Annotated in this window: 21 protein-coding genes; all 21 read left to right on the forward strand. The window is 27.7% G+C overall.

From position 1 onward, the window contains the following. The first annotated feature begins 4 nt into the window (after nt 1–4). The 21 genes from spoIIIAE to steA all read left to right on the forward strand — a co-directional run bounded on the left by spoIIIAE (nt 5) and on the right by steA (nt 18,558). Complete coding sequence (gene spoIIIAE / locus JWYL7_RS03760) at nt 5–1,159, forward strand: stage III sporulation protein AE (RefSeq protein WP_066069152.1); 1,155 nt, start codon at nt 5–7, stop codon at nt 1,157–1,159. Between the two features lie 10 nt (nt 1,160–1,169). Beyond that, the gene (locus tag JWYL7_RS03765; protein WP_066069155.1) at nt 1,170–1,733 is read left to right on the forward strand and encodes a stage III sporulation protein AF; all 564 of its coding nucleotides are present in this window, start codon (nt 1,170–1,172) and stop codon (nt 1,731–1,733) included. Between the two features lie 15 nt (nt 1,734–1,748). After that, nucleotides 1,749–2,309, forward strand: coding sequence for a hypothetical protein (locus JWYL7_RS03770; RefSeq protein WP_066069158.1), 561 nt, complete (start codon nt 1,749–1,751; stop codon nt 2,307–2,309). Between the two features lie 25 nt (nt 2,310–2,334). Next, a complete protein-coding gene (locus JWYL7_RS03775) occupies nt 2,335–3,021 on the forward strand; it encodes a SpoIIIAH-like family protein (protein ID WP_066069160.1) in 687 nt (228 codons plus the stop codon). Between the two features lie 60 nt (nt 3,022–3,081). Next, nucleotides 3,082–3,450, forward strand: a complete 369-nt coding sequence (locus tag JWYL7_RS03780) for an Asp23/Gls24 family envelope stress response protein (RefSeq protein ID WP_066069163.1) — start codon at nt 3,082–3,084, stop codon at nt 3,448–3,450. Between the two features lie 49 nt (nt 3,451–3,499). Next, entirely contained in the window at nt 3,500–3,661 is a 162-nt protein-coding gene (locus JWYL7_RS10515) for a hypothetical protein (RefSeq protein WP_161937478.1), read from the forward strand. Nucleotides 3,662–3,679: 18 nt separating this feature from the next. Continuing rightward, nucleotides 3,680–4,477, forward strand: coding sequence for an RNA-guided endonuclease TnpB family protein (locus JWYL7_RS03785; RefSeq protein ID WP_066069164.1), 798 nt, complete (start codon nt 3,680–3,682; stop codon nt 4,475–4,477). 183 nt (nt 4,478–4,660) lie between these two features. Continuing rightward, nucleotides 4,661–5,065, forward strand: a complete 405-nt coding sequence (nusB, locus tag JWYL7_RS03790; protein ID WP_066069167.1) for a transcription antitermination factor NusB — start codon at nt 4,661–4,663, stop codon at nt 5,063–5,065. Next, complete coding sequence (locus JWYL7_RS03795; RefSeq protein ID WP_066069169.1) at nt 5,049–6,011, forward strand: O-sialoglycoprotein endopeptidase; 963 nt, start codon at nt 5,049–5,051, stop codon at nt 6,009–6,011. The genes nusB and JWYL7_RS03795 overlap by 17 nt, the downstream gene beginning before the upstream one ends. A 1-nt stretch (nt 6,012) precedes the next feature. Further along, nucleotides 6,013–7,227, forward strand: coding sequence for an exodeoxyribonuclease VII large subunit (gene xseA / locus JWYL7_RS03800; RefSeq protein WP_066069172.1), 1,215 nt, complete (start codon nt 6,013–6,015; stop codon nt 7,225–7,227). Further along, entirely contained in the window at nt 7,224–7,442 is a 219-nt protein-coding gene (xseB, locus tag JWYL7_RS03805; protein ID WP_066069174.1) for an exodeoxyribonuclease VII small subunit, read from the forward strand. The genes xseA and xseB overlap by 4 nt, the downstream gene beginning before the upstream one ends. Before the next feature lies 1 nt (nt 7,443). Further along, nucleotides 7,444–8,334 (forward strand): polyprenyl synthetase family protein, encoded by an 891-nt coding sequence (locus tag JWYL7_RS03810; protein ID WP_066069180.1) that lies wholly within the window; start codon nt 7,444–7,446, stop codon nt 8,332–8,334. A gap of 16 nt (nt 8,335–8,350) precedes the next feature. Further along, the gene (locus tag JWYL7_RS03815) at nt 8,351–8,803 is read left to right on the forward strand and encodes a divergent PAP2 family protein (protein WP_066069183.1); all 453 of its coding nucleotides are present in this window, start codon (nt 8,351–8,353) and stop codon (nt 8,801–8,803) included. Nucleotides 8,804–8,984: 181 nt separating this feature from the next. Beyond that, a complete protein-coding gene (gene dxs, locus JWYL7_RS03820; RefSeq protein WP_066069185.1) occupies nt 8,985–10,841 on the forward strand; it encodes a 1-deoxy-D-xylulose-5-phosphate synthase in 1,857 nt (618 codons plus the stop codon). A 15-nt stretch (nt 10,842–10,856) separates the two neighbouring features. Next, entirely contained in the window at nt 10,857–11,657 is an 801-nt protein-coding gene (locus JWYL7_RS03825) for a TlyA family RNA methyltransferase (protein WP_066069188.1), read from the forward strand. Between the two features lie 14 nt (nt 11,658–11,671). Then, on the forward strand, nt 11,672–12,118 hold the full coding sequence (locus JWYL7_RS03830) for an arginine repressor (protein WP_066069191.1): 447 nt from the start codon (nt 11,672–11,674) through the stop codon (nt 12,116–12,118). Nucleotides 12,119–12,134: 16 nt separating this feature from the next. Then, nucleotides 12,135–13,814, forward strand: coding sequence for a DNA repair protein RecN (gene recN, locus JWYL7_RS03835; RefSeq protein ID WP_066069195.1), 1,680 nt, complete (start codon nt 12,135–12,137; stop codon nt 13,812–13,814). Nucleotides 13,815–13,931: 117 nt separating this feature from the next. Continuing rightward, nucleotides 13,932–14,936 carry a SpoIVB peptidase gene (gene spoIVB / locus JWYL7_RS03840; protein WP_066069198.1) on the forward strand — a complete coding sequence of 335 codons (1,005 nt, stop codon included), beginning with the start codon at nt 13,932–13,934 and terminating at the stop codon, nt 14,934–14,936. A 156-nt stretch (nt 14,937–15,092) separates the two neighbouring features. Beyond that, nucleotides 15,093–15,848 carry a sporulation transcription factor Spo0A gene (gene spo0A, locus JWYL7_RS03845; protein ID WP_066072335.1) on the forward strand — a complete coding sequence of 252 codons (756 nt, stop codon included), beginning with the start codon at nt 15,093–15,095 and terminating at the stop codon, nt 15,846–15,848. Nucleotides 15,849–16,002: 154 nt separating this feature from the next. After that, nucleotides 16,003–17,274 carry a CCA tRNA nucleotidyltransferase gene (locus tag JWYL7_RS03850; RefSeq protein ID WP_066069201.1) on the forward strand — a complete coding sequence of 424 codons (1,272 nt, stop codon included), beginning with the start codon at nt 16,003–16,005 and terminating at the stop codon, nt 17,272–17,274. Nucleotides 17,275–17,436: 162 nt separating this feature from the next. Next, nucleotides 17,437–18,558 (forward strand): putative cytokinetic ring protein SteA, encoded by a 1,122-nt coding sequence (gene steA / locus JWYL7_RS03855; protein WP_066069203.1) that lies wholly within the window; start codon nt 17,437–17,439, stop codon nt 18,556–18,558. Nucleotides 18,559–18,563 lie beyond the last annotated feature (5 nt).

Raw genomic sequence — 18,563 nt, forward strand, 5'->3', positions numbered from 1 at the left:
ACCTATGAAAAAGATAGTGTTTTTAACGATAATAATATTTTGTGTTATGGCAACTGAATCTTCATACTGTATAGATCAAAATATAAAGCCTTATGAGTATATAGAAGAACAACTAAATTCAATGCAGATATGGAAGTTAGAAGAATATTTAAAAGGTGAAGAATTATTAAACAATATAAATATAAAAACTTTTTTATTAGATGTTGCTAGAGGAAAGAAAAATATATTTGACATTATAAACAAAGACGTTCTAAGTACATATCTGTTTAGAGAAATAAGAACAAATCTAAAGATATTTATTTCAATATTAATACTTTCCGTGATATCTTCTTTACTTAAAAATTTAGACAACTCATTTTCATCAGGGACTATAAGTAAGTTATCTAATTACGTAATATTTTTAGTACTTGTTTCACTAACATTTATAGGATATAAGGAAGTTTTATACATATGCTCAACTACAATAGAAAATATGTCAAGATTTATGGAAATAGTAATTCCAATAGAAATAGCTATTCTAGTTACATTAGGATTTCCGATAACATCAGCAACGTTAAGCCCTATATTTTTAGGAGCAATAGCATTTATAACAATGGTATTTAAAAGATTTATAGTAATTAGTATGACCTTAGCTTTTTCAATATTGATAATAAACAGCATATCAGAGAATTTAAAGCTAAAAAAATTATTTTCATTTATAAAACAATTTAACATATTTAGTGTGGGGGCTATTCTTACCTTATATTTAGGGATAATATCTATTCAGGGAATTTATATAACATCTTTTGATAAATTATCTATGAAGACAGTTAAATTTGCAGTTGGAAATTTCATACCTATAGTAGGGAATTTAGTATCTGATTCAATAGACATAGTTTTATCATCTTCATATTTGTTAAAGAGTGTAATAGGATCTTTAGGGCTTATAATTCTTTTATCTATATGTTTGCTTCCAATAATAAAAATAGCGTGTATTTTATTAGTATATAAAATTTCAGCTGCAATTATAGAACCAATCAGTGATGACAATATAGCAAGTTATATAAATGAAGTTGGGAATTTAATAGCTGTTTCTTTAGCATCTTTAGTAGTAATATCAATGATATTTTTTATAACAATGGCTATACTTGCATCAATAGGAAATATAGCAAGGATTTAAGGAGGCTGTTATGAGTTTAGCAAAAGAAATAATAAGCTCTATACTTATAGGAGCTTTTATAGTGAATATAATTAACCTAATAATTCCAAATGGCAATTTAAAGCCATATGTAAACTTAGTTTTAAGCTTTGTGTTTATATGTATAATAATAACTCCTATTTCCAATATTATTAGTAAAGATATGGATTTGCAGGATAAAATACTTCAAAAATATAACAGCTTTCAGTATGAATACTATCAAAGTTCATCAAAACTAGGATCTAATGTAAATATCGATCAAGTAGAAAAAAATTATTCTAATTATTTAAGAGAAGTTTTAAATATAAAGTTAAAAGAGCATGGGTATGAAGTAGAAGAAATAGAAGTAAAAGACAATGAAATCAAAAATTTAGTTCTTAAAGAAACAAATTTTAAAGAAAATAGTAATAATGATGAAGATGAAAAAATAAAATTAAAACAGAATGAAAACTATAAAGAAGCATTCAAAAACGGAAATACAATAAATAAAGATAATTTAAAAGAAGAAATAAATCAGATTTTTAAAATATCTATAGATAAGATAAAAATAAACTGATGAGAGGGATGAGTTATGGAAAAGAAAAATTTAAATAAAACCAAAATATATAACATTATAGCCATAATTTTAATTGCATCTATAATGCTTATAACAGTTTCAGAATTTATTCCAAAACGATCAGGAACTGCTCCACAAAACTCAAAATTAGTTATGCAAGAAGATGTAATAATAGGATCTACAAAAGAAGAACAGCTAGAAGCTAGATTAGAAAAAATATTATCAAACATAAGTGGTGTTGGACAGGTAAAGGTTATGATTACATTTGAAACAAGAGGAGAAGTTACACCAGGATTTAATACAGTAGAGTCTAAAGAAACAACAGAAGAAGTTGATTCAAGTGGTGGAAAAAGAGTTATTGAAAGTCAAAACATAACACAAACTATAGTTACCCAAAACACATCTAGAGGAAATGAACCTATTTTGCTCAAAACAATAGAGCCTGAAATAAAAGGAGTTATCGTTGTCGCTGAAGGAGCTGAAAATGCACATGTAAAAGAGAAACTATTTAATGCAGTCAAGACAGTTTTACAAGTGTCAGGACATAAAGTGCAGGTATATTCTAAAAAAATATAATAAATAAAATAGGGGGAATGTTATTATGAAATCTATTAAAAATTTACTCAAAGGAAGAAATTTTGTAGTATTTACTCTGGTAATGATGTTAGTATTAGTTGGAACAATCAATTATAATTTAAGCAAAAGATCATTGCTAGAAACATCTAACGAATTGAAAGAATATGAAAAAAGTATGATGGAAGCACTAGGAGATGAATTGGCGATCGTTGAAGAAGACATGGAAGGAGAAGTTGGAGAAGGAGTAACTACAGAAGATATACAAATAGTAGATAGCAACGCTAGTGAAATAGAACAAAGAGTAGCTGAAGCTAATGCTAATATCACACAAGAATTAACATCTGAAGAAAATATGGAAAAAGCTACATACTTTGTAGATATGAAATTAAGCAGAGAAAAACAAAGAGGAGAATTAATGGAAGAATTAGATAGAATAATAAGCAATCCATCTACGAGTGAAAAAGGAAGAGAAGAAGCATTAAATTACAAACTAGGCTTAATAAAATTTAGAGAATCTGAAATAACTATAGAAAACTTACTTGCTACAAGAGGATACGAAAATTCTATAGTATATATAAGTGAAAATATGGCTAACATTGTAGTAAATAAAGAAAAATTAGATCAGCAAGATATAGCTAAGATATCAGATATAGTTATGACTCAAACAGGATTAACACTAGATAAAATAAGAATAATGAATAATAAAAGATAGTTTGTAAAATACAGCTTCATTTGGTATAATTAACATATGAAAAGATCAGGGGGTGAGCCGATGGAAAGTAAAGAGTATGGAAATATAAAGATATCTGAAGATGTAATAGCTACAATAGCTAGTTTAGCAGCTTCTGAGGTAGAAGGCGTAGCTTCTATGAGTGGTGGAATTACAGAAAATATAACTGAGATTCTAGGAAAGAAAAATTTATCTAAAGGTGTTAAAGTTATAGTTAATGAAGATGAAGTATTTATAGATTTATTTGTACTAATAGAGTATGGCTTTGTAATACCTGATGTGGCATGGAAGATACAAGAAAATATTAAAAATACGGTGGAAACAATGACAGGACTAAAAGTTTCAGAAGTAAATGTTCACATTCAGGGAGTAAGTTTTAAAAAAGAAAAAATAGAAGAAAATAATCAATAATACTTCAACCCTCTGATATATCAGAGGGTTAGTTTTGTGTAATTAGGAGGTGTGTAAACAGTTAAAAATATTTATAAATTCATACAAAAATCTTATAATTTTTACAACATCATGTTATGGTTATTATGAGGTGATGGAAATGAAATATTATAGCATAGGTGAATTTGCTAAGTTGATAGGAAAAACAGAGCAAACAAAGCTAAGAAAATGATTAAGGTGCTATTAGAAGATGATTAAGACTTACAAAGTTAAGCTTTTACCTAACAATAAACAACAAACAAAGCTATTCGAGTGTGCTTCAGTTGCAAGATGGGCATATAACTTTGCGTTAGCAACACAGCAAGAAAGCTATAAAACCTGTATTGCATATAAAAACTTCTTTGAAGGTAGAGCAAACTTTCCTAAGTTTAAATCAAAAAAGAAAAGTAAGCTAAGCTTTTATCAAGATACAATAAGTACAGGACAAAAGTACAAAAACATAAATAAAACAAGTAAAGTTAAAAAACTTGAGAAAAGACAAAAAAGATTACAAAAAAGGCTATCTAAAAAATATGAATTAAACAAAATTGAAATGAACGGAGGTGAAATCCGTTACAGAAAAACTAACAATATAAAAAAGTTAGAATTCCTTGTTTTAAAAATGAGAAGAAGGCTTAAAAACATAAGGCATAATTATATTCATCAGATAACTGCATCTTTGGTGAAAGCCAAGCCAGAATATGTAGTTATGGAAAACTTAAATACTTGTGGGATGCTAAAAAATAAAAGATTATCAAAATCGATACAAGAGCAGCTATTTTACGAATTTAAAAGACAAATGGAATATAAATGTGCCTTAAATGATATTAAATTTATACTTACAGATACATTCTATCCTTCATCAAAAACTTGTAGCAGATGTGGTGCTTTAAAAAACAATCTTTCTTTATCAGAAAGAACATTTATATGTGATGAATGTGGGCACGAGATAGATAGAGACTTAAATGCAAGTATAAACCTAAAAAATTATGGTAAATCAATAGCATAGCACCTAAAGCTATTATTGATATGTACCGATTCGTTAGTCGGGAATTTAAGCCTTCGGAGTGTTAAATAAACAGGAGTAGATTTTTCGAAACTGGACACGATGAACAAGGAAGGAAACGTAAACTTTTATAAGGTTTGACAAGAACTTTATAAAGTTTTATAAGTTTTCTGTAACGGGATACAAATGAGTAGAAGAGTAAGTAGAGAGTTATGTATGAAATTACTTTATCAACTTGAACTAACTAAAGATTTTAACAAAGAAAAAATAAATTCATTCTTAGATGAATATTCATATGAAAGTACTGACAAAGAGTACATAATGAGTATTGTTGAAAATTTTATACAAAACAATGAGTATATAGATAAGTTAATATCAACACATTCAGTAGGGTGGAAGTTAAATAGAATAGCAAAAGTAGATTTAAGTATATTAAGACTTGCAATAACTGAAATTATATATAAAGAAGATATTCCTTTAAAAGTGTCTATAAATGAAGCTGTAGAGTTAGCTAAAAGATATTCAGATTCAGATTCTGCTTCATTCATAAACGGAGTATTAGGAAGTGTTGTAAATGAAATCGAAAAGTGATGTCGTTTTAGGAATAGATACAAGCTGTTATACTACATCTTTTAGTCTTGTTACATTAGAAAATGAAATATTGTTAAATGAAAAGATACAGCTAAAAGTAAAAAATGCAACCACAGGATTAAGACAATCAGAAGCTGTGTACCAACATGTAAATAATCTAGGAAAAATATTTTCTAAAGTAAAAAAATATAAAGATAACTATAATATAAAGGCAATATGTGTTTCTACAAAACCAAGACCAGTAGAAAATTCATATATGCCAGTTTTTAATGTTGGATATAATTTTGCAAATGCAATTGCAGATATATTAGATGTTCCTATCTATAAAACCACTCATCAAGAAGGCCATATACAAGCTGGATATGTTAATAGCAATATGACAAAAGATAAATTTATATGTGTTCACATTTCTGGAGGGACTAGTGAAATTTTACTAGTAAACAAAAATAAATCAAATTATAGTATAGATATAATAGGAGCATCAAAAGATATAAGTGCAGGTCAGCTTATAGATAGAATAGGAGTAAAACTTGGGTATCCATTTCCGTGTGGAAAATATTTAGACAACGACAGTATTAGTTTTGAAAAATGTATAGATCCTATAAAAATTTCGGTAAACGAAGGATATATAAATTTTTCTGGAGTAGAAACTAAACTATATTCTTTTATAGGTCAGTACGAAAAAGAATATATATCAAAGTTAACATTAGATTGTATTAGTAAATCACTTTTAAAATCATTATTATATTTGTGTAGAAAATATGATATAAATGATGTATTATTTGTTGGAGGAGTGTCTTCAAGTAAGTATATATCTTTATCGTTAACACACGATCTTGGCAAAAACGGAATAAAAGCCTACTGGACAAAACCAGAATATGCCACTGATAATGCTGTAGGTGTAGCGTTAATTGGTGCTGAAACTATGCATTGTGGAGATGAATAAAATGAAATTGAAAGCTCTTTCAGTAAGAGAAGCTAATAATTATATAAAAAAGTTACTTGTAAATGATCCTATACTATATAATTTAAAAATCAAAGGAGAAATATCTAATTTTAAGATTCACAGCAGCAAAAACGCTTACTTTTCTCTTAAAGATGAACATTCAAAAATAAATTGTGTAATGTTTAAAGATGTTGATATAAATAATTTACAATTAAAAGATGGTATGAGTATTATAGCTTCAGGGTACATATCTATATACGAAAAAGACGGGTCATATCAATTTTATATAAAATCTGTAGAAATAGAAGGTTTAGGCGCGTTATATGTCGAATTTAATAAATTAAAAGAAAGACTTGAAAAAGAAGGTTTATTTGATAAAAGGTTTAAAAAAGACCTTCCTTACATGCCTAAAAATATAGGAGTTGTTACATCTGCTACTGGAGCTGTTATAAGAGATATAATAAATGTAGTAAAAAGAAGATTTCCAAAGGTTAATATAAAGCTGTATCCAGTTTCTGTTCAGGGATCAAATTCTATAGATGATGTAGTTAGGGCTATTGAATTTTTTAATAAATATAACTGTGTAGATATAATAATTTTAGCAAGAGGGGGAGGCTCAATAGAAGAGCTTTGGTCATTTAACGATGAAAAAGTAGCAAAAAGTATATTCAATTCCCAAATACCTATAATATCAGCAATAGGACATGAAACTGATTTTACAATATCAGATTTTGTAGCTGATTTAAGAGCACCAACTCCATCTGCTGCAGCAGAGATAAGTGTACCTTCTTTAAGTGATGTAAAATATAACCTTGAAAATATAAAATATATACTTGATAAAATACTTTCTCAAAATATATCTAATAATAAACTTAAAATGTCATCTATACTAAAAAGATTAAAACTTACTTGCCCTTCTTATATGATAAAGGAAAAAAGGATTAATTTAGATATAATAAATGATACTATAACTAAAAAGATTATTAGCGATATAGGTTTTAAGAAGGATAAGCTTGTATTAACTGGTAAAAATTTAAATAGCTTAAGTCCTTTAGCTATAATAGATAGAGGATATACAATTGTAAAAAAAGAAGATATGTTAGTTAAATCTGGACAAGATTTAAAAGTTAAGGATAAAATAAATATAATATTTAAAGATTCAAATGTTGACTGTGTTGTTACAAAAATAAATTTAGATAAAGAGGTAAATGTATGACTTATGAACAAGCATATAAAAAATTAGAACAAATTTTAGATAAATTAGAAGAAGGAACAACTACATTAGATGAGTCTTTAAGCCTTTATGAAGAAGGAATAAAACTTTACAGGTACTGCAATAATTTATTAGATTCAGCTCAGATGAAAATAACAAAAATAATACAAGATGGAGATGAATTTAAAGAGGTTGATTTTACCTTCGAGGAGGAGTAATATGAATTTTAAGGATGAGCTAAAACAAAGAAAAATTTATTTTGAAAAAACTATGAATCAGTATATACCTCAAAATGCAAACTACCAAAAAACCTTGTTTGAAGCTATGAAATACAGTTTAGATGCTGGTGGAAAAAGACTTAGACCATTATTAATGATGGAAAGTTGCAGTTTAGTTGGGGGAAATGTTGAAGATGTTATTCCTTTTGCAAATGCTATTGAAATGATACATACATATTCATTAATACATGATGATTTGCCTTGTATGGATGATGATGATTTAAGAAGAGGAAAACCTACAAATCATAAAGTGTTCGGAGAAGGAATAGCAGTTTTAGCAGGAGATGGTCTTTTAAACTTGGCTTTTGAGGTTATGATAAAAGCATCTTTAAGTGATAAGAAAAATAGTTATACATATCTTCAAGCTATGAATGAGATAGCTAAGGCATCTGGTGTTTATGGGATGATAGGAGGACAAGCTGTAGATTTAGAATGTGAAAATAAGCTAGTAGATAAAGATACATTGGAATTTATACATATGAACAAAACATCTGCTATGATAATAGCGTCTATGAGAAGTGGGGCTATAATAGGAAAAGCTAGTGATGAACAATTAGATAGAATAACAAATTATGCAAGGTGTATAGGATTAAGTTTTCAGATAGTAGACGATATATTAGATATAGTAGGAGATCAATCTAAGCTTGGAAAGAATATAAAAAGTGACTTAGAAAATAATAAATCTACTTATCCGTCGTTGTATGGATTAGACAAGTCTAAACAAATGGCTCAAGATTTAATAAAACAGGCAAAAGAATCTATAAGTTTATTTGGAGAGAAAGCACAATTTTTAATAGATTTAGCAGATTATATAATAAGTAGAGAATGTTAACTAAGGAGGACTACTAGTGGTTTTTATTGAAGAAGTTTCGAAAAATGATGTTTTTATAGCTTGTATAACAGCTTGGTTTATAGCACAACTTTTAAAAGTTATACTGACATTGATTTTTAATAATCAAATAGATATATCTAGATTTGTAGGCTCAGGAGGAATGCCTAGTTCACATTCATCGATCGTAACAAGTTTAACAACAGGAGTAGGAATAAAAAGAGGGTATAGTTCTGTTGAATTTGCTATTTCTTTGGTTTTAGCATTGATAGTTATGTATGATGCAGCAGGTGTTAGAAGAGCTGTAGGTAAGCAGGCTAAAATTTTAAATACGATGATAGAGGATATACATGCTCATAGAAAAGATGTATTTAATGAAAAAAGATTAAAAGAACTTGTAGGACATACTCCTGTTGAAGTATTAGCAGGAGCGCTATTAGGCATTATAGTAGCCAATTTAATGGTGAGATAAGTACAATATATATAAATGTATCCTAGTAATAATTACTAGGGTATATTTATATGTATTTTGATTACAATTAGGTAACATTCAAATCAACATTACCACTTATACCAAGTATATTTATATGTATTTTGATTACAATTCATAATAAGTATAATTTTACTAAGAAAGTAGAAAGAGAGATGAATCTATGTATAAATATCTACATAATATAAACACTCCTGAAGACATAAAAAAATTAGATATAGATAAGTTAAATATACTGTCTAACGAAATAAGAAAGTTTTTAGTAAAGTCGGTTTCAAACACAGGAGGCCACTTAGCTCCAAACTTAGGAGTTGTAGAGTTAACATTAGCACTTCATTATGTATTTGATAGTCCAAAAGATAAACTAATTTGGGATGTTGGACATCAATCTTATGTTCATAAAATAATAACAGGAAGACGCGAAAAATTTGATACATTAAGACAGTTTGAAGGAATAAGTGGATTTCCTAAAAAAAGTGAAAGCATACATGATATATTTGATACAGGTCACAGTAGTACATCAATATCTGTTGGACTTGGTCTTGCCGTGGCAAGGGATATAAAAAATGAAAAAAGCCATATAATTTCTATAATAGGAGATGGAGCTTTAACAGGTGGTATGGCATTTGAAGCATTAAATCACTTAGGTCATACAAATACCAATATGATTGTTGTTTTAAATGATAATGAAATGTCTATATCTAAGAATGTAGGAAGTATATCTAATTATTTGTGTAATATTAGAACAAACGCAGCCTACAAAAAAGTGAAAGATGAAATCGAAAATATAGCCAACCATATACCCAAAATAGGAAAAACATTTTATGAAACAGCAGGTAGATTCAAAAACAGTTTAAAGTATTTATTGATGCCAGGAGCATTGTTTGAAGAGATGGGGCTAAAATATTTTGGACCAATAGATGGCCATGATATAGAAGAACTTATAAATACGTTTAAAAATATAAAAAAAGTACAAGGACCAGTATTAGTTCATGTTATAACTAAAAAAGGAAAAGGATATAAATTTGCTGAAGAATGTCCTGATAAATACCATGGAGTAGGACCTTTTAGGATAGATAAAGGAGTATCAGAAAGCTTTATAGATACATATTCAAAAATAGCTGGAAATAAGCTTTTAGAGCTTGCAAAATTAGATGATAGAGTTGTTGCGATAACTGCTGCCATGCCATCAGGTACAGGGCTTAATAAATTTCAACAAGTATATCCAGAAAGATTTTTCGATGTAGGAATAGCAGAATCCCATGCTGTAACCTTTGCTGCAGGTCTTGCAGCCAATGGTCTCAGACCTTATTTTGCTGTTTATTCTACATTTTTGCAAAGAGGATATGACCAGATAATACATGATGCTTGTATACAGAATCTGCCTGTCACATTTTTAATAGATAGAGCTGGTATAGTAGGTGATGATGGAGAGACTCACCATGGTATATTTGATTTAAGTTATTTAAGTTCTATGCCAAATTTAAAAATAATGTCTCCAAAGGATAAACATGAACTTGAAAAAATGATACAACATTCAATAAAAATAAACACTCCGGTTGCTATAAGATATCCACGAGGAGAGGCAATATCAATAAATGACAGTGCAGATGACAAAGATATTGATAAATGGGAAATACTTAATGAAGGTAAAGATATAGCCATAATAGCGACTGGATCTATGGTAAAGACTTCTTTAGATGCAAAAGATATTTTATGTAACAACGGATTAAATATAACCGTAGTAAATGCAAGATGTATAAAGCCTTTAGATGAAAAATTATTACAAACAATTGCTAAATCTCATAATACTATAATTACACTAGAAGATAATGTTTTGATAGGTGGATTTGGAAGTTATGTAAATAGTTATTTAATCAAATTCAAATTCAAGGGCGATATAGTAAATATGGGATGGCCAGATAAATTTATAGAACACGGAAAAGTAGATATACTATACGATAAATATGCTTTGTCAGCACAAAAAATAGCAAGTAGAATTTTGGATGAGATAAATTGAAAGGAAAGTAGTATTATGAAAAAAAGACTAGATGTACTATTAGTTGAGCAAGGACATTTTGAGACAAGAGAAAAAGCTAGAAAGTCTATAATGGCAGGGGTAGTCTTCATAAATGAGCAAAAGGTAGATAAGCCTGGAACAAATGTAGATGAAAATGCCAAAATAGAAATAAGGGGAAATGCAATCCCGTATGTTAGTAGAGGAGGACTTAAACTAGAAAAAGCTATAAACAAATTCGATATAGATCTAAAAGGAAAGGTATGTTTAGATATAGGAGCCTCAACAGGAGGTTTCACAGATTGTATGCTTCAAAATGGAGCTAAAAAAGTATTTTCAATAGATGTTGGATATGGACAACTTGCCTGGAAACTAAGACAAGATGATAGAGTTATATGTATGGAAAGAACAAACATACGTCATGTAAAAATTGAAGACATAGGTGAATTTGCAGATTTTGCTTCTATAGATGTTTCGTTTATATCTCTAAAACTAGTACTTCCTAATGTAAGAGATTTGATAAAAGAAGAAGGCGAAATAGTTGCTCTTATAAAACCTCAGTTTGAAGCAGGAAAAGAAAAGGTTGGGAAAAAAGGTGTAGTAAGAGATAAACAAACTCATATAGATGTTGTTGAAGAAATACTTTCTTTTGCAATTAAAGAAGGATTTTCTGTTTTAAATTTAGACTATTCTCCTATAAAAGGACCAGAGGGAAATATAGAGTACCTTATGCATATAAAGAAAAGTAATGAACATACAGATATTAATTACAAAGATATTGTGTTAACTGTTGTAAATAATTCTCATGAAAAACTTTAACAGGAGGATAAAAATTGAAGCTAATAAGACAAGCCAAAATTCTTGAAATAATTAAAAATAATGAAATAGAGACTCAGGAAGAACTTGCTGAGCATTTAGTAAAGCTTGGGTTTACTGTTACTCAAGCTACTGTTTCAAGGGATATAAAAGAGCTAAAATTAGTAAAAGTACTGTCTTCAAGTGGAAAATATAAATATGCTCATCTAAAAAGGGATGACAAAAATTTTTCTGATATTATTTGCAATATGGCAAAGGAAGTTGTTGTGGCAATAGATTTTGCAGAAAATATAGTGAGTATTAAAACTATATCAGGATCAGCACAAATAATTGCAAGTATAATAGATTCTCTAGAATTAGAAGAAGTTGTAGGAACTATAGGAGGAATAGATACAGTATTTGTATTATGTAAATCAAAATCAGATGTACAAAAAATAATAAACAGATTTAAAAAGTTATTATAAAGTGGGGGGTGATGCTTTGCTCCTAGAATTATATATACAAAACTGTGCTCTTGTAAAAAGCGCTAGATTAACTTTAGATAAAGGTCTTAATATATTAACAGGAGAGACCGGATCGGGTAAATCTATAATAATAGAAGCATTAGGCTTGTGTTTAGGAGAAAGAGCTGATAAATCGTTTGTTAGAAAAGGATATGAAAAAGGTGTTGTAGAAGCTATTTTTTATACAGAAAATGAAAATATAAAAGAAGAACTTTTAGAATATGGTATAGACTTTGAAACAAATGAAAATTTAACAATAACCAGAGAAATATATGCAGATGGAAAAAGTATAAGTAGGATAAATGGAAGAAGTGTTAAAGTTTCTTTTTTAAGAAAAATATCATCACTTTTAATAGACATACATAGTCAACATCAAAATCAATTGTTGCTAAACAAAGATAATCATTTAAGATTTTTAGATATGTACGGGTATAAGGATTTAAAAGATATAAAACAAGAGTATAAAAAAATTTATGATGAATACATTTTGCTAAAATCAGAATTGTCTAGATTAACGGAAAATAAAGATGACAAAGAAATCCAAAGAGAAGTTGATATTTTACAATTTCAGATAAAAGAAATAGAACAAGCAGATTTAAAACAAGAAGAATACGATCAGCTGCTAAAAGAAAGAGAAATATACAGAAATAGTGAAAAAATATATAATGTACTGAGCGATTGTTACAATAGTATATATGGAGATAACATAAATGCTTTTGATTTAATTTCTAAAAATCTAAAAGAATTTAGAAATACATGTTCTTTTGACAATAAGTTAGAACAAATTTATGAACAATTAGAAGAAATTACATATAAAATTACAGATGTATCTAATGATATAAGGCTATATAAAGATAATTTGAACCTTTCATCTTTAGATATTGAATATATAGAAGGTAGAATAGATACAATAAATAATCTAAAGAGAAAATATGGAAATACCATAGATGAAATTTTTTGCTATAAAGACAAAATAAAATCTAGACTTGAGGAAATAATAAATAAAGATGAAAAAATAAATTCATTAAAAGAAAAAATAAACCTAGTAGAAAAAGATCTAAACATAAAATCAGATTTAATAACACAAAAAAGAAAACAGGTATCAGAAAAGTTAAAAAAAGATCTATTAGATGAACTCAAAAGTTTAAATATAAAAAATGCATTATTTGATGTAAAATTTATTAAAAAAGAAGAGTTTTCATCAAATGGAAAAGATGACGTAGAATTTTTAGTATCATTTAATGAAGGAGAAGATCTAAAGCCTATACAAAAAGTAGCTTCAGGTGGAGAGTTGTCTAGATTTATGCTAGCATTTAAGAAAATCTTGCTTTCAGCTGAAAAAATAAATACGCTGGTTTTTGATGAAATAGATACAGGTATTAGTGGAATAACCGCTCAGATAGTAGGAGAAAAATTAAAGGATATGTCATCTATAAAACAAATAATTTGCATTACTCATCTTCCGCAAATAGCAGTTCAAGGTGACACTCATTTTTGCATTGAAAAAGTAGTAGAAGAAAATAGAACATACACCAATATAAACAAATTAAGTAAGGAAGAAAAAATAAAAGAAATAGCTAGATTAATTGGTGGATTAAATATAACAGAAACAACTATAAAAAGTGCTAAAGAGATAATAGAATTAGCAAAAGGATAAGGATAAAATCATCTTTATCCTTTTGTTTTTTTTGGAATTACTATAATTTTTTATCTGAATATAAATCAACTTATAAAGGAAAATTAAAACTAAATCGAAAATAAGGATGTGGTGAAATTGAAAAAAAATAAAAATTTTATAACCTTCATAATATTCATCCTTACAATTTTTACCTTAGCAAAAGCAGATATAAAAACTGAAGCGATAAATACTGATAAAAAATATGTAATTCCTCTAGGTTATGTAGCCGGAATAAGACTAGATACAAAAGGTGTACTGGTTATAGGTATAGATTCAGAACTTTTAAAGAATAAATCTAGAGATTTAAAAGTAGGAGATATTATTTTATCAATAGAAGGTAAAGAAGTAAATAAAGCTAGTGAGATTGAAGAAATCTTAAATACTAAAAAGAAAGAGTTAGTAAATGTAAGCATAAAAAGAGACGGAGTTGTAATAGAAAAAAACGTGAGAGTAATAAAAGATGATAAAACTAATAAATATAAAATAGGAGTATGGGTAAGAGATAAGGTAGCAGGAATAGGTACATTGACTTATTATGACCCAATAAGCAAAAATTTTGCAGCCTTAGGTCATGGGATAACAGATGTTGATACGGGAAGGCTTTTAGAAGTTAAATCGGGAAAAGTTTATAAACCAGATAAAATAACTGTAAAAAAAGGAAGAGTAGGTAATCCGGGAGAATTGACATCACAATTTAGCGATACAGTTGTAATAGGGACATTTGATATTAATACTAACTTTGGAATAAACGGATTTATACAAGATACATCTTATTTTCCAAATATAAAACCAATTGAAATAGCTCAATTTCATGAAGTAAAAAAAGGTAAAGCACATATATTATTTCCAGATGAAAACAATAATATAAGAGAATATGAAATAATTATAGATAAAATATACAGTCAAAACGCCCCTGAAGCTAAAAGCATGGTTATTGAAATAGTTGACAAAGATTTGATAGAATATACAGGAGGAATAGTTCAAGGTATGAGTGGTGCTCCAATAATTCAAAATAACAAATTGGTAGGAGCAGTAACACATGTATTTATAAATGATCCTAAAAAAGGATACGCAATTTTTGCAAAATGGATGATGAAATAGAAATTTGAAAATTAATTTTATAAATTTAGAAGGAAAGTTTACAGATATGTCGAATTTATCCATTATTGAAAATTAAATATCTTTTAGGGGGGTTTTTTAGTGAAAGAAACAATAAAAATAGTTTTGGCAGATGATAATAGAGATTTTTGCCAAATAATGAAAGAGTATTTAGAAAAAGAAGATGATGTTGAAGTAGTTGGAATAGGAAGAGATGGTCTTGAAGCTATTGATCTTATTCAAGAAAAAAAACCTGATTTATTAGTTTTAGACATAATAATGCCTCATTTAGACGGACTTGGAGTTATAGAAAAATTAAACAGAATGAATTTAGAAAAAATGCCTAAAATAATAATCTTATCAGCTGTAGGTCAAGATAAAATTACACAAAGAGCTATAAGTTTAGGAGCAGATTATTATGTAGTTAAACCATTTGATTTTAATGTATTTATAGATAGAATAAGACAAATGGTAGAAAATAAACCTGAAGTTATTCAAGAAAAAAGCAATGTAATAATTGAAAATAAAACTTCTAAAGCACCTTTTGTGAAAACATCAGGAAATATAGAAGCTCAAATAACAAATATAATTCACGAAATAGGAGTTCCAGCTCACATAAAGGGATATTTATATCTAAGAGAAGCTATAAAAATGGTAATAGATAATGTTGAACTTTTAAGTGCAGTAACAAAAGAATTATATCCAAGCATTGCAAAACAGTTTAACACTACACCATCAAGAGTAGAAAGAGCTATAAGACATGCAATAGAAGTAGCTTGGAGCAGGGGAAAAGTTGATACTATAAATCAATTATTTGGATATACTGTTCACAATACGAAAGGTAAACCTACAAATTCAGAATTTATAGCTATGGTGTCAGACAAATTAAGACTTGAATATAAAATGGCAAAATAAAAAAATCAGCCTCAAAAATCTTGGGATTTTCGAGGCTGATTTTTTTAAAGGTCAATGTTTATAAAAATCATTGCCTATTAAAATATATTATTTTATAAAAATAAATATTACATATCAAAGCTTATTTAGTATAAAATAAACTTGAGGTGATGACGTGTATATACAAATCCCTAAAGAAGTAGATTATATAATAAGAAAAATAGAAAATCATGGATATGAAGCTTTTATAGTAGGAGGATGTGTAAGAGATAGCTTGTTAGGAAAAATTCCTAGTGATTTTGATATAACTACAAATGCAAATCCACAAACGATACTAAAAATATTTCAAGATGACTATGCTATACCAACAGGACTAAAATATGGTACTATAACAGTAGTTATAAACAATCAAAGTTTTGAAATTACAACTTACAGAATAGAAGGCGATTATTCAGATAACAGAAGGCCAGATAATATAGAATACACAAATAGTTTGATAGAAGACTTAAAAAGAAGAGATTTTACTATAAATGCTATGGCATACAACAAAACTATAGGACTTGTAGATAAATTTGATGGTAAAATAGATTTAGACAAAAAGATTATAAAAACTGTAGGTAATCCAGATGAAAGGTTTAAAGAAGATGCTTTAAGAATGCTAAGAGCGATAAGATTTTCAGCACAATTAAATTTTAATATACATAAAGATACAAAAGGTGCCATAAAAAAAAATTCAGCATTAATAAAAGATATTAGTAAAGAAAGAATAAAAGTAGAAATAGATAAGATACTATTGTCAAATAATCCAGAAAAAATTTATCTAATGCATAATCTCAATCTTTTAAAATATATATCTTTGAATCTAGATAAATACATACAAGATCCTATATCAAAAAATGCTCTAAAATCGTTAAAATATATAGATAAAACTTTGCATTTAAGGCTTGCAGCTTTGCTTTGTGATATTATTCAGTTAGATGAGTTTAAGGAAAATTCATTAGAAATTTGTGTACAAATACTAAAATATTTGCGTTATGATAAATTTACTATACAAAAATTAAAAGCTATTATGCCTTTTATAAATATTAAAATTTATAAAACAAAGCCAGACATAAAAAAGCTTTTAAACAAATTAGGAAAAGATAACTTTAAAGATTTGCTAAAGATAAAATGGGCAAGATGTATATCCCAAAACATTGTAAATAGCGGCGAAAAAACAAAAGATATATATGAAATAAAACAGATTTTTGATCAAATAATATCTAATAAAGAATGTTTTACTGTAAAAGACTTAGATATAAATGGAAAAGATATTATAAGTCTTGGATGTAAAGAAGGACAAAAAGTAGGTATAATATTAAATAAGCTTTTAGATTTAGTAATACAAGATCCTAGTTTAAATAATAGAGAACATCTTTTAGATATAACAACAAAGCACTTTCTTTAAATTAAGAAAGTGCTTTGTTTTAACACAATTGCGACATTTACAACATCAATATATGGACTTTTTTTATATTATGAAAATTTATAATTGTTAAAACTAATTAAATGCAAGATATTTTGTGCTATAATAAAGCTTGTTACTCAAGAATAATTTAGGAGGTTGAAAATGAGAATTAAAGCTCCAATAAAAATAGATAGAAAAACTAAGAACTTAGCTAAAAGACTAAGTGTTGGAGATATAGCTGTAATAAATCATAAAGATATAGATGAAATTGCTGCTACATCTTTAGTTGAAGCAAAAATTAAAGCTGTAATTAATGCAGACATATCTATAAGTGGAAGATATCCAAATAAAGGACCACAAATTTTATGCGAAAAAAATATATTTATATTAGATAATGTAGGAAAAGAGGTATTCGACACTCTAAAAGAGGGAGATGTAGTAGAAATAATAGATGATAAAATATATTTAGAAAATAACCTAATAGGAAGTGGTGAGATACTAGATAGAGAAAAAATAAAAGAAAAACTAAAAATATGTCACGAAAATTTATCTAATGAATTAGACAATTTTATAGACAACACTATAGAATATGCTAAAAAGGAAAAAGACTTTATATTGGGCAATCTTAATATGCCTTTTATACAAACAGAATTTAAAAACAAACATGCATTAATAGTAGTAAGAGGACAAAATTATAAGGAAGATTTAAGTACTATAATTTCATATATAGAAGAAGTAAAGCCTATTTTAATAGGTGTAGACGGAGGTGCAGATGCACTTTTAGAATTTGGATATACTCCAGATATGATAGTTGGAGATATGGACAGTGTAAGTGATAAATGTTTAAAACAATGCAAAGAAATAATAGTACATGCTTATCCAGATGGAAGAGCTCCAGGGCTTGAAAGAGTAAAAAAGTTAGGTCTTAAAGCAACAGTTTTTCCAGCTCCAGGAACAAGTGAAGATATAGCAATGCTCATACCATACGAGAAAGGGGCAAAACTTATAGTTGCACTAGGTACTCACTCAAATATGATTGACTTTTTAGAAAAAGGTAGAAAAGGAATGGCTAGTACATTTTTAGTTAGACTTAAAATAGGATCTAAATTAATAGATGCAAAAGGAGTAAGTTTACTTTATAAAAGTAGATTAAAAGTAAAGTATATATGGGGTTTAGTTGTAGCTGCTTTAGTACCAATACTTATAGTGGCATATGTGTCTACGCCAATTCAACAATTAATTAAACTTATGGAACTTAGGATGAGATTGTTATTAGAATTTTAAGGAGG

It is taken from the genome of Alkalithermobacter thermoalcaliphilus JW-YL-7 = DSM 7308 (assembly GCA_001584565.1).
GTDB lineage: Bacteria > Bacillota > Clostridia > Peptostreptococcales > Peptostreptococcaceae > Alkalithermobacter > Alkalithermobacter thermoalcaliphilus.